8 protein-coding genes are annotated in these 13,190 nt (G+C 38.1%); 1 reads left to right on the top strand and 7 read right to left on the bottom strand.

All coding sequences use genetic code 11. From position 1 onward, the window contains the following. Nucleotides 1-56 precede the first annotated feature (56 nt). The 3 genes from EXIGUO8A_RS11685 to EXIGUO8A_RS11675 all read right to left on the bottom strand — a co-directional run bounded on the left by EXIGUO8A_RS11685 (nucleotide 57) and on the right by EXIGUO8A_RS11675 (nucleotide 4,087). On the bottom strand, nucleotides 57-1,874 hold the full coding sequence (locus EXIGUO8A_RS11685; protein ID WP_159303263.1) for a DUF885 domain-containing protein: 1,818 nt from the start codon (nucleotides 1,872-1,874) through the stop codon (nucleotides 57-59). A gap of 68 nt (nucleotides 1,875-1,942) precedes the next feature. Continuing rightward, on the bottom strand, nucleotides 1,943-2,704 hold the full coding sequence (locus EXIGUO8A_RS11680) for an NYN domain-containing protein (protein WP_159303262.1): 762 nt from the start codon (nucleotides 2,702-2,704) through the stop codon (nucleotides 1,943-1,945). A 78-nt stretch (nucleotides 2,705-2,782) separates the two neighbouring features. After that, complete coding sequence (locus EXIGUO8A_RS11675; RefSeq protein WP_159303261.1) at nucleotides 2,783-4,087, bottom strand: MFS transporter; 1,305 nt, start codon at nucleotides 4,085-4,087, stop codon at nucleotides 2,783-2,785. An 84-nt stretch (nucleotides 4,088-4,171) separates the two neighbouring features. Between EXIGUO8A_RS11675 and EXIGUO8A_RS11670 the strand changes: the two genes are divergently transcribed. Beyond that, nucleotides 4,172-4,954: an NIPSNAP family protein gene (locus tag EXIGUO8A_RS11670; protein WP_159303260.1), complete on the top strand. Its 783-nt coding sequence runs from the start codon at nucleotides 4,172-4,174 to the stop codon at nucleotides 4,952-4,954. Here the strand turns inward: EXIGUO8A_RS11670 and EXIGUO8A_RS11665 are convergent. From EXIGUO8A_RS11665 to EXIGUO8A_RS11650, 4 genes are all read right to left on the bottom strand, one after another. Next, complete coding sequence (locus EXIGUO8A_RS11665) at nucleotides 4,951-6,057, bottom strand: OmpA family protein (RefSeq protein ID WP_159303259.1); 1,107 nt, start codon at nucleotides 6,055-6,057, stop codon at nucleotides 4,951-4,953. The genes EXIGUO8A_RS11670 and EXIGUO8A_RS11665 overlap by 4 nt on opposite strands. 125 nt (nucleotides 6,058-6,182) lie before the next feature. Further along, nucleotides 6,183-8,195, bottom strand: coding sequence for a hypothetical protein (locus tag EXIGUO8A_RS11660; protein WP_159303258.1), 2,013 nt, complete (start codon nucleotides 8,193-8,195; stop codon nucleotides 6,183-6,185). 156 nt (nucleotides 8,196-8,351) lie between these two features. Next, nucleotides 8,352-10,109, bottom strand: coding sequence for a TonB-dependent receptor (locus tag EXIGUO8A_RS11655; RefSeq protein ID WP_159303257.1), 1,758 nt, complete (start codon nucleotides 10,107-10,109; stop codon nucleotides 8,352-8,354). 31 nt (nucleotides 10,110-10,140) lie between these two features. Beyond that, on the bottom strand, nucleotides 10,141-13,158 hold the full coding sequence (locus tag EXIGUO8A_RS11650; protein WP_159303256.1) for a tetratricopeptide repeat protein: 3,018 nt from the start codon (nucleotides 13,156-13,158) through the stop codon (nucleotides 10,141-10,143). Between the last annotated feature and the right edge of the window lie 32 nt (nucleotides 13,159-13,190).

The raw sequence follows: 13,190 nt of genomic DNA, 5'->3' as shown, positions 1-13,190 counted from the left end.
ACTCTTAACGTTGATTCTTATTGAATATTTCACCTAATTGTTAGTCTTTTAATACTTTACATTTCCTGTTGAACGATCCAATTATCAATCTTTTCTTCCAACAAGATCAATGGCAAGCTACCAGAATTTAAAATTTGACTATGAAAATCCCTAATATTAAAATTATCTCCCAGCGCTTTCTCTGCCTTAGTACGTAGTTGTCTAATTTTTAACTGACCAATTTTATAAGACAAAGCCTGCCCGGGTGTTGCCATATACCGCTCAATTTCCGCTATGATGCTCTCTTCTGATTCTGCCTCGTTCTCCAAAGAATATGCTATTGCCTTTTCCCTACTCCAGCCCTTTGCATGAATACCTGTATCTACCACAAGCCTTATAGCTCTATGCATTTCCATACTTAACATACCAAAATATTGATATGGATCTGTATAAATTCCCAATTCTTTTCCTAAGGACTCTGCATACAATGCCCAACCTTCTACAAAAACACCCATACTTTCTGGGTGTAAAAACTCCGGAAGACTAGTATTCTCCTGCTGTAAGCTTAGCTGAAAATGGTGCCCTGGTATAGCCTCATGCAAAAATAAAGCCTCATCATGCAGCATATTGTATGATTTTGCATCTGGTATAGGCACATAAAATATTCCTGCTCTAGAACCGTCTTTTGAGCCGGGAACATATTCTGCACTGGCAGATGCCTCTCTAAACGCTTCTGTTCTGCGTACGTTAAAACCTGCCTTAGGGGTCAAGTTGAATAAGGAATCTATACTTAATGCAATACGGTCGTTAATATTATTAAAGTGCTCTATAACTTCTTCAGGTTTAGAAAAAGGCATTAACTCTTTATTGTTTCTTAGGGAATTAAAGAACAATTTAAGATTTCCCGTAAACCCTATCTCATTTTTTATCGCTTCCATTTCCTTAGAAATACGAGCCACTTCAGACAAACCCAATTCATGGATCTCATCTGCGTTCATGTTGGTGGTGGTATGTAATTTAATTAAGTATTGATAGGTTTCATTTCCGTTGGGCAGGTCTAACAAGCCATCGGTATCTCTGCATGCAGGTAAATATTCATCCGTTAAAAATGCATTCAGCTCTTTGTATTTAGGACTTAATTTTTCTTGAATGAAGTCTTCGTAATTACTCTTTAGAATATCCATATCCACATCAGAAATGCCGTCGGGAAAATTCAAAACAGGTTGAAAAAATAAATTTTCTTCTAAAGGCACATCTATAAACGAACGTACTTGGGGCAGCATTTTTAAGGTCAATACTTTTGGAAGCACCACTCCGCTTTCCATACCCACTTTCATTTTCTCTATGGCCGTATCTATAAATGTTATGTAGTCTTCTAGCCGGCTCAACCAATTATTATAATCTTCAATACTTTTAAAAGGCTGTACACTGGTACCGCCAGCCAATTGTGCTACGTATAGATGCAAAGATTGAATTTGAAAAAGCGGCATAAGCTCAAAGCTAGGCAAATCATATATAGGTGATGCCACTGTGACCATGGGGTTCATTACACCCTCAAGTTTTATGGTACAATCCCACTCCATAACGCGCATACTCATATAGTCTGCAGCACTTATTTGTGTTGAATCATATTTACCTATCTCTTCCAAGAAATACGTATAGCGATCTTTTAAATGTAAAATATAGTCGTCTGAAATGTAGTTGGCAATGGTATCATTATAGTCATGGTAACCAGCTTTGGTAGCTTCAATAGGATTAATTCCCTTTTTAAAATCATAAAACTCGGCAAATACCTCAGAAATTGGTCTTGTTAACTTACCCTCGTCTTGTTTTGGGGTTTCTTTACAGGAATTAAAAACGAAAATAAAAGCCAAAAACCAGAGCGTACGATACATAGCATAAAATTTAGACAGAAAAATACAAACTAAAATGATGGTTTAAAACATTGCCATACAATATCACTTTACTTTTTAGCCTTTGTGGTATTTTTCTCTTTGATTTTAACGAAGATCAATTTTTTACGCCCTTTAGAGTCTTCGCGTCTTTCAATTTCAAAGTGTGGAATGGAATTTATAAGCGGCGTTAACTTTTGAAAACCATAATTACGGGAATCAAAATTAGGTTGCTTTTTCTGTAGCAAACTACCCACATCACCTAAAAAAGCCCATCCGTCATCGTCAGCAACATCATCAATGGTAGTTGCAATAAATCGTAATGCCTTTGGGGTAATTTTATCTACGGTATTCTTTTCTGTGGCTGCTTTATTATTGTCAACAGCTTCTTCTTCCTCACTTCTACTTTTAAGAATTTCAATATAAATGAACTTATCACAGGCCACTATAAACGGATTAGGCGTTTTACGTTCACCAATACCAAAGACCTGCATACCCGCCTCGCGCAATCTTGTTGCCAAACGTGTAAAATCGCTATCACTACTTACAATACAAAATCCGTTCACCTTACCCGAATATAAAATATCCATGGCATCAATGATCATGGCAGAATCTGTAGCGTTCTTACCTTGGGTATAACCATATTGTTGTATAGGCGTAATGGCATTTTCTAACAGTACATTTTTCCATTTTCCCAAACGCGGGTTGGTCCAATCGCCATAAATACGTTTAATGGTAGGGTTGCCATATTTGGCGATCTCTTCCATCATTTCTTTTACATAGGCAGACGGTATATTGTCACCGTCTATCAATACTGCTAAATTCAAGTCCATTCGTAGTGTTTTTGTAAAGATAGATTGATTTCTACTTGAACAACAAAATGTCGGTCGATAAAGTTAAAAATGATTTTTTTACTGCGGGTTATTTGCCTTAATGGATCCAATTGTAAGAAATACCAAAAAAGCCAAGCCTAAATAACCGACCATTTGATACGATCCAAAGGTAGAAAGACACAGACTAAAAATACTTGGCGCCAATGCACTTGCCAATATTAAAAAGCTCATTACTTTTCCTGTGATGCTACCTAAATGTTTTCTTCCAAAAAATCTTGGCCACGCCACGGCGTTCAAAACAGCAAAGAATCCGCCCAATATTCCAAACCCGGCAATTAGCATAGGTACACCGGCTACAGTAGAAAGCAGTAAAAATCCTAAAGATGCCAAAAACCCGCCCAATAACATTAGGTACAAATACAATTTTAAAGGAAGATTATCGCTTAAGAAATTAAATACCGTCGATACGGTTACCGCTACCACCGAACCCGGCAAGAAAATGGAAATGGCATCTTCTTTTGCAAAGCCTTCGTGGGTAAAAATAGATACGACATGAAAAGTGAGCCCCGTAATAAAAAAGCTATTGAAAGCAAGTGTTAGTCCGTACATCCAAAAAGCTCTTTCCTTTTTAGCCTCTGCAAGGGTGAACTGTTTTGTGAGCACTTTTTTCTTATCTTCTTCGGTTGATAACGATTTTACACCATCGGGCAGCAAACCATGTTTTTCTGGTGAAATTTTATAGAATGTGTAAATAAAAACACTGAAAACTAATAACCCAATAGCTAAAAATTGCCAAGTACTTTCCCATCCGTAGCCTTCAATAAGGGCATTTACCCAAAGCGGAGAAGACGAGAATCCGAAAGAAAGCGCCACGCTACTAAAAGAATTGACCTTACCCCTGTTCTTATCGAACCAGATCATGATCACGTTTCTAGAGGCCATGGTCAACACCCCTTGCCCTGCAAAACGAAGCATAAAAAATAAAACAGTCATTAATGCAAAAGGCACCATCCAGGTATCAACCGATAATATTTCCTTAATATACGAACTCATTACCGCAGACCATGAGCACAAGAATAAGGTGACTCCTAGAGTTATGGCCGCAAAGAAAGCAACATAACGCGCCCCATACGTATCAAACCAAACACCTGCCCTGCCAATGACCAAAGAACTTACAATGGTACCGATCATATAAGCATTACTGAATTGATTACGGGTTAGCCCCAACGCATCTTTAACAGGATCTGTAAAGACCGAAACCCCAATAGTCTGACCAGGAATACTGCAGTAAATACCGATAGTACCTATAACCAGAATAACGTAGCCGTAGAAAACAGGACTTTTAGCTGGGTCAATTAGCGGTTTTTGAAATATGTTGGCCATAGAAGTGATACTGGCACAAAAATACAGTATAGCTTTCGTTCATTTTATCATTAACTTGTTGTTTTAAAAACAAATTCAGAGTTCATGAAATACAAGTTCCACTATTTACTATTTATATTCATTTTCATGCTGGGCAATTCTTTTGTAAGCTATGCCCAAAAGCAGGAATACTATCAGCTAAAAACGTACACCATAAAGAACGACACCCAAGAAAGCATGGTAGACAATTACTTGAAAAATGCCTACTTACCCGCGTTAAAAAGAATGGGTATTAAAAACATAGGTGTTTTTAAGGTACGACCAGATAAATTTAAAGTCAGCGATAAAATTTATGTATTGATACCCTTTCAATCTCTAGCAACTTTTGAGAACCTAGAAGCAATGTTAGCGGTAGATAAAACGCACCTTTCCGCTGGGGCAGATTATATACATGCTACGCATGACAAAAAACCATATGAAAGAATTAGTTCGGTATTGCTTCGTGCATTTCCAGATATGCCAAAAATGAAACCTAGCCAAGTTAAGGGTGAACGAACTGATAGAGTATATGAGCTAAGAAGCTACGAAGGCCCCACAGAGGCTATGTATCGAAGAAAAGTAGATATGTTCAATGAAGGTGGCGAAGTGGAACTTTTTGAAAGTTTAGGTTTTAACGCCGTTTTTTATGCGGATGTTATTTCGGGAGATAAAATGCCCAATTTAATGTACATGACCACCTTTGAAAACATGGAAAAAAGGGATGTCCTTTGGGATGATTTTGGATCATCTGATAAATGGAAAGAAATCTCGGGAATGGATAAATACCAGAATACGGTCAGTCATGCAGATATTTACCTCTTATACCCAACCGAATACTCAGATTATTAATTTGGTTTGCTAAGTAAAAATTCTACACGCCGGTTGAGAAATCTACCGGCTTCTGTGTTATTGGTAGCTATAGGTTTTGAACTGCCATAACCTGCAGAGCTTATCCTGCTTTTTTCTATTCCGTTTTTTACAAAATAAGCGACTATTGCCTCTGCTCGCTTAACCGACAGTTTTTGGTTAAAGCTATTGGAACCCTTATTATCGGCATGCCCTAAAATTTTTATAAGAATCGTTGTGTTCAACGTCAAGTAAGAAAGTAGCCGTTCCATTTCTTGCTGGTGATCACCCCTAATGTTAGCCTTATTGAAATCGAAATACACATCTTTAAATACATGCACACTGTCCAACGTAAATTCTTTGACCTGTGCGATTCCAATATTTTTTGGTTTCGAATTTACATTACTTACAGAAACCATATCTAGATAGTAATAAGAACCTTTGGTAATTTCTCTTTTTGTCTGATATTTTTGGGTTCGTTTATTGTTTTTAAAGTTACCTATTGTCATATAATTTTCAGTTCCATTGGCTTCATAAGTTATGGTCAATTTGACCCATTTTATTTCATCGGAATAGTAATTGGAATAGGATATTTCTAATGCTGCGGATTTATCTCCCTTTAATTTAGAAAATTGAAAGCCAGATAACACTTTGCTCGTTTCCACCGCTACTGGCAGTTCAGTAAACCGGATGCCAAATTCCTTCACAGCAAAATCAGACCGTTCGGCCAAGCTTACGTAAAAAGATATGGAATACTGCTCACCCTTCACCAAAGTAGAGCGTAATTTCGCCTGTATATACTCACGATAATCATTTGGGGCGTACATATATAAACCCACATAGCCCGTACCAAAATCAGATGGTTGCTTACCATTAAAATTTTCGGGTGTGCCCATTGCAACACTACAACCATTAAAATAATCTGTAGACCCTTTGGTCGGCATATTCCAATCAATTACATCTTTCTCAAGATTACCCAATGTTACAGGGCAATTGGCATACGATTCAAAACTGGGGTTCAGCACCAAATTCTGACCTATCAAAAAGTAGGGTGCGCAAAATGCAAGCAAAAACAGAAAACCTGAATGTAGTCTAGTAAGGTGCATGCATTTCAAATAGATTCCCTAAAATACAGAAAAGTTAAAAAATGGTCGTTTTCATCTAGTATACAAACAAAAAAAGCCCCTCTTATATATTAAGAGAGGCCAACTAACAATAAAAACTTCAATCCTTAATTGTTGTACAGATAAATAGAAGCTGCCGACATTAAATCGTTACTAACTGCCGGTGCAATATTACCATTTGCATTCAATGCATCTGAAAAGGCTAAAACCTTGCCATTGCCAATCTCTGCGACAAATACTGTTTGAGTTTTATGATCGTAAGCTACATCTATAGGATTACCCATTTCAGTTAACGAACCGGCAACTCTGGTTTGATCAGATAAAGCCAAACTACCACCATCATTGATAGCTACCAATTTAGCCGAAAAATCTTGGGTTATTTGAAAACCACCATCTGTATTTGCATCTGAAGCTTCGCCTATATCTGTCATTACCAATACATCATCAGCTTCGCTATAATCGATACCATGTGTTCTTACAATACCATCGATGGTAATTCTTTTTGTTGGGGCTATTGCTCCATCTGCGGTAAACGCAGTTAAGAAATTATCATAAATCGCTAGGTCACTTGTATTATCTACTACTGCTAATAAAGTGTTCCCCATAAACGTGATTCCCCAAGTATCAAAACCTGCATCGAAAGTATTCAACAAAGTAAAATTAGAACCACTATATTCATACACGTAAAACTTGTTCTCAGAGTTACTGGAAACCACTACTTTATTTCCAAAAACAGCAATCTCTCGCGGACTTGCCAATTCGGCACTACCGGAAAAATCAGCAGTAATGTTTGCTAGGTTCGTAACAGCCGAGAAGCTTCCATAATACTCCAACGCCAATCCTGATCTAGATGCCTGAACTATAGCATCATTAAAAGCGTCATAATAAATACCTTCTGTAGCATCAGACCCAGTGTAAACCGTTTTTGTCAACATACCTGAACCATCATAAATACTAACATCTCCGTTTGCCGTACTTGTAGCATACAATCTTGTTGCCCTAGCTTCGCTAGAATCACCTGTATTACCGTCGGTCTCATCACTACTAAACTGAATAGATGAAGCCATTGCTAAATCTTTATTGAATGACGGAGACAAATCTCCACCAGAACCAATAGAAGTAAATCCTAATACCTTACCGTTACCTATTTCAGAAACGTACACCGCATCTGTTTCAGAATCGTAAGCAACATCAATTGGGTTACCCATCAGTGTTGAAGAACCCGCTACTCGTACTTGCATACCTACCGGTAATAATTCGCCATCCGATAGTGCATCGAATTTAGAGGAGAAATCAGAAATTATATGAAAACCACCATCTGTATTTGCATCAGCGGCATCTCCAATATCGGTCAAGACCATAACGTCATCCGTACCATCATATTTAATACCATGCGTTCTTACTATACCTTCGATAGTCACTCTTTTTGAAGGATTCAAAACTCCGTTGTTCGCATTTGAAAGAAAATCGTAATAAACCGCTAAATCTCCCGTAGTATCTACAACGGCATATAAATCATCACCTTTAAAAGTAATACCCCATACTGGAAAAGGCACCTCAACCGTACTTGTTAATGTAAATCCGCTTCCTGTGTTTTCGTACACAAAGAATGTATTGGAACCGTTATCGGCAACCACAAAAGAACTTCCGTTGACCGCTAATTCCCTCGGACTTTCCAAATCCGCAGCACCAGTGTATGAAGCCGTAATTGCATCACCATCCATCAAAGTACTCAAATCGGCAAAAGCCTCTAATTGCAAGGCACTTCTAGATGCTTGATACACTACATCTGCCGAAGCATCGAAATATATACCTTCTGCTGCTGTAGTGGTTGTCATCAATGTCACCAAAGAATCTCCGGTTACACTATATCTTGAAATATTTCCGTTATCGTTATTGGTTACAAATAGATCTGTTCTACGACCCAATACCGTCATTCCGTCACCACAAGGCTCGCACATAGAACCGCCGCAATCGACTCCTGTTTCATCTCCGTTCATAATTCCGTCATCACAAGTAGCATCTGGTGTAACATCTACCATACCGTCATCATCATCACTGCAAGAGGCCATAAACAAAGCGCCCATAAGCATTGCTAAATAAAAAATAGATTTTTTCATAATTATATATAGGTTTAAAAGTTGTTCTGCCCATATTTACGAAGCGACCTATTTAAGGTTTGGTTTAAGTTGTTAAAAATATGCTAAAACCAAAAACACCTAAGAATTAGAAAATTCTGATTCTTAGGTGTCTATTTTTTATTAAGCAAAGGTTTTTTAGAAGTCGAACTTATATGTTGCCCCTGCTAAAATTTGAATACCTTGTACTTGAAAATTTGACCAACGTTGATAGTTGTTATTAGAAAGATTTGCTCCTTTAATAAAGAACGACCATTGATCGGTGTAGCGATAACCTACATGTGCATTGGCATCAAAATAACCGTCTAAAGTGATAAGCGTGGCAGGAAATTCACTTGGTTGGGCATCTTCTATTACCGTAGATGAAAAATCATCACGCTCGCCAACATAGAACAAATTGGCACCGGCATACCATTTCTCACCAATCTGATAATCCATAAACAAAGAGGCTTGTAAATTTGGCAGATTCCATGCCGGATTTCCGGTTTCAGTATTATAATCGTACACCTCAACATTTACACCGGCGGTGAAGTTACGGTTTACGTCTACATTCAATTCTCCAAAAATTCCTAGTGTCTTTATATCATCATAGAATAGACCGAAAGAATTACCGTAATAGTACCCTTTCTCATCTGACCTAAAACTATTTACAGGGTTCAACGTATACAACGGCTTATTGTTTTCTGCCGAATAAGACCCCTTAACATTATAACTTAAATTAGGTAATAACTGACCTTTAAAACCAACATATGCGTTGTACTGACTATCTGTTGGAGCAATGGTCAAAGTAGGAGACACAAAGGTATTTCCCTCTACAAAATCATAATATGAATTCTGCTTTAATTCACCCGTAACCCCTCCATAAGCAATAACGGATTCATCTAACAATCTGTACGATGCCGTTACCGCAGGGTAGATATAAAAATTGCTTTCACTATGCTCCAAATCCATACCGTACACCAAATTGACCCCTAAATTCAATGAGAGATCATCGCGTAACATGGTTAAAGACGGATTTACGCCTACCTGTAAATTTCCATAGGATATACCGCTATCGTTCGTAGTGCTGTTTACATCTGCATTTTCAAATGTACCACCTACATAATCTACCTTTACTTTGGCATTTAAAATTTCCTCGTTCATTGGAAACTCAAATCCGGTGTTGAAAATAGCCCTGTTTTCACCTGAACTTACGGCATCAAAGAATCTTCTATATTTTAAATCGGCTCTTTTAAAATAAGCATCTTCCACATTAATGTGACCGCTTACCTCACCCATGTAATAATTTTGACGCTCATCAATACCGTCAAGCTCTGTTGCGCTGAAAATGCCAGGTTCAATACCGTACCAATTATATAATTGATGTTGTAAGCCAATAGCCGCACCCCAATCTAAATCTCTATCTCGTTTTGCATATGATGCATCTAATCTAGTATCATAAAACGTATCGTTCAATTCTACCCCATCAATACCTCCACGGGAAGACAAGTGGTTGAAACCAATATCAAAATTCTCATCTCTATTGATAGTTCTACTCGTATAAAATTCGCCCAACACATTGCCATACAATCCCGCGCCTAAAGAGGCATAAGAGTTATATAACACCGGCGGCGGTAATTTTTCCACTTTAGAAGCGGTTCCTTTAGAAGGCGTAAAAGTAGATGCCACTGGCACTGAGAAAATGCTGTATGTAATCGGTTTTTTCTGAAGCACGATAGAATCGTTCATATTTGGTACCGATTTAATTTTAAAAGCATCTGAAACGGTTGGCGTGTAGGCTTTGGTCACCGTTACGGTTTCCGTACCCAAATCTTTTTCCTCCTCTTCTTCTTGAGCAAAACCAATTTGAAAGCCAAGCGTTAAAAATATAAGCGTAAATATATGTTTGTTGTACATAGGTGTTCTTTTACTGGTGTACGTGTTTTTTTTAATTAGGATCTACAGATGAATTACTCTTAGCTTCCTTAGATTTTATGATCGCCAATTCTGCTCTTGCTTCGGCAACAATTTCAGGATACTGCGTAAAGTTGGTTATTACGCTCTCTAAAATATAGGTTGCTTGATAGGCGTCATTTAGGGCATAATAGTTCTTGGCCATAAGCACCAAGCCTTTACCGCCCCATTCTTTGTAAGCCGCATAATCTTTCGCTAATTTTTGAACTGCCACATTTGAGTTCTCATAAGCGCCATCTTTATGTTCAAAATAGGCATCATAGTATAATGCTTCAGCTGCGGTTGCACCAGATGCGATCTTTAATACCTCTGCATAGGCAGATTTAGCTTTTGCCTCATCATTGGTTGCTATGGCCGATCTTGCGATCATAATATGCGCATCACTCTTAATTCTATTGTCAATGCTTGGGGTCGATAAGACCTTATCTGCATATTCCAATGTTTTTGGGTAATTCTTCTGTTTGTAATACCCTTTCATTAAGTTAGAACGTGCAAAAGTTCTGTTCTGCTGAATATTTGCCTGGCTCTCCAATTTCAATAAATATGGTAAGGCAATTTGATAATCATCTTTAGAAATATAGACTTCACAAACACGGGTTAATGCCTGTTCTGCATATTCGCTCGTACTTCTATCGGCTACATACTTATAATAAGGCAAGGCAGCTTCTTTATCGCCTTTGCCAAAATACAATTGTGCTAAGCTAAAGTTGGCATCAACGGCATGTAATCCGGTAGGGAATTGTTGAATGTAGTTCTTATACCCTTTAATGGCAGCGTCAATATTACCTTCTAAGTTTTGTTTTTGTGCCGCATCGAAAGTAGCATTATCCAATTCGGCATCGGTAACCTCAACAAAATCGAGTCCGCGTACCCACTCGGCATACTCATTTACCTGCCCCATATCAACATACACCAATTTAGCAGTGGCAACCGCCTGTATGGCTTCTTGAGTTTTAGGAAAATCTCTTACAACGGTTTTAAATTTTGCCAAAGCAGCTTCGTTTCTACTGGCATTATAATTAACCAAACCTTGTCTCATTAACGCCTGTGGCACCAAAGAGCTACCTCTGTACTCGCTTATCATGCGGTCATAAGCTTCTAAGCCTTTGCTCTCTTGACCTTGTGCAACGTAGGTATTACCCAGTTCAAATAAAGCATCATCCCTAAAGCTTGATCTCGGAAACTGATTTACAAAATCCTCCAAATTCTCTATTTTACTTGCCCCTCTATCCACATAACCGTAGCTCATTGCTTTTTGGTAGAAAGCATAATCTTTCTCAGGTCCGGTCAAAGCCAATGCCTTGTTATACGTTTCTATAGCTGGCCAGTATTTACTGGTAGCATAATAACTGTCACCTAATCGTAAATAGCCATCGTTTAATTTCTCTACATCGGCATTTCCGTTAGATGTAAATGCGTTGAAATAGGTAATGGCATTATTGTAATCTTTCTGCTTAAAATAACCATATGCCAAATTGTAATCGACATCGGTAATCATTTCCGTATTCGTTGATGACGGATTGTTTTTAAAAGCAGTATAGCCTTCTACCGCATCTTCAAAACGGTTAGACAAATAATCGGATTCCGCCTTCCAATAATCGGCACGTGCTTTAAAAAGCATATCTTCTGCACTACCCAACGATTTTGCAAAATTCTCTGAAGCCGCATTATAATCGCCTTCCATAAAAAGCTCTATACCTCTGTAGTAGGCTACTTTTTGATAGACCGATTTACTGGCGTAATTTTTGTTCTCCTCTAGCAACTGCATTGCACCTTCAAAATTCTTTGAAGTGATGTATGAATCTACCAACAAGGTCTGCATCTCTTCTTGATGCTCGTCTTTAGGATAGGTTTTTAAATAATTGGTGATAACCTGTGGCACCGGCTCATAAGCATTCCCTACCTCATAACTCAATCGAGCATAATTTAAAAAGGCGTCTTTTTGAATCTCTGCACTATAATCCATTTGAGATGCATTACGGAAAGCGTTCAACGCCTCTTGCTTTTTGTCCAATTTTAAATAACATTCTGCCAAGTGGTAGTATGCGTTTTGTGCCACACTATTGGTACCACCAATAATTTTGTTGAACTGAGCAATGGCATTGGCATAATCACCACCTTTATAATAGGCATAGCCCAAATAGTAGTAATCGGTATTGCTCCATTTACCACCTTTACCTTTATACTCCGTTAAGAAAGGGATGGCGTTCTCATATTGGTTTAAATTAAAATAACTCTCCCCTATTATCTTGTTCAATTCAGACACCTCACGTCGGTCAGATTTTGGCAATTGTTTTTTTGCCAGGGCAATGGCCTCTTCAAACTTACCAAGCTTAAAATTCATATCCGCCTGATAATAGCTAAGCTTCTCTTCCAACACATCTTGATCCGTAATTTGATCAAAACGCTGATTTGCCGTTTCGTAATCATCTTGTTGGTATGAAATATAACCCAAATAATATTTTGCCTGAGAACCGTAAACCTGCGAAGTGGTCACTTTCTCAAGGTATTTTTCTGCCTCTTTTGTTTTGCGTGATGAGAATAACGAGTAGCCATAATTGAAGTTGAACTTGTCCATTTCTCCACGGGAAAGTGAACTTTGATCAACCTTGTTGTACCATTTTAAAGCGTACGGATATTTCCCGGTCTGAAAATAATACTCTGCCACATCTGCATAGGCAGAATTTCGTTTGGTAGATGTAGGATATTTTTCTACAAAGTCTTCCATTAACCGGTCTGCACCGATCTGGTTCAACCTTACTGCCGCATTAGCGGAATAGTAGGCACTGTTGGCAGCTGTCTCCTCATCATCCGTTGACACTTTGACCTTATCAAAAATAGTCTGTGCTGCTTGGTATTGTTCGTTGTTGTATAGCGCTAGTGCGTCTTGAAAAGCTTTCTGTTCGTGGGTATAGATTTTGGTCTCTTGAGCAGTGCCCAAAGCTACCAAACCTAATACCATAGGAATAAAAGCGGTGAATTTTTTAAGCATAGTGTTCTGTTACTATTTAGTATTACCGTTAT

Source organism: Maribacter litoralis (genome assembly GCF_902506355.1).
GTDB classification, from domain to species: Bacteria; Bacteroidota; Bacteroidia; order Flavobacteriales; family Flavobacteriaceae; genus Maribacter; species Maribacter litoralis.
The sequence above is the reverse complement of the archived record's forward strand: the minus strand, read 5'-3'. Positions and strand labels throughout refer to the sequence as shown.

Coding starts and splice junctions, on each gene's coding strand:
- EXIGUO8A_RS11685 (WP_159303263.1), bottom strand. CDS start 1,874: ATGTATCGTACGCTCTGGTTTTTGGCTTTTATTTTCGTTTTTAATTCC.
- EXIGUO8A_RS11680 (WP_159303262.1), bottom strand. CDS start 2,704: ATGGACTTGAATTTAGCAGTATTGATAGACGGTGACAATATACCGTCT.
- EXIGUO8A_RS11675 (WP_159303261.1), bottom strand. CDS start 4,087: ATGGCCAACATATTTCAAAAACCGCTAATTGACCCAGCTAAAAGTCCT.
- EXIGUO8A_RS11670 (WP_159303260.1), top strand. CDS start 4,172: ATGAAATACAAGTTCCACTATTTACTATTTATATTCATTTTCATGCTG.
- EXIGUO8A_RS11665 (WP_159303259.1), bottom strand. CDS start 6,057: ATGCACCTTACTAGACTACATTCAGGTTTTCTGTTTTTGCTTGCATTT.
- EXIGUO8A_RS11660 (WP_159303258.1), bottom strand. CDS start 8,195: ATGAAAAAATCTATTTTTTATTTAGCAATGCTTATGGGCGCTTTGTTT.
- EXIGUO8A_RS11655 (WP_159303257.1), bottom strand. CDS start 10,109: ATGTACAACAAACATATATTTACGCTTATATTTTTAACGCTTGGCTTT.
- EXIGUO8A_RS11650 (WP_159303256.1), bottom strand. CDS start 13,158: ATGCTTAAAAAATTCACCGCTTTTATTCCTATGGTATTAGGTTTGGTA.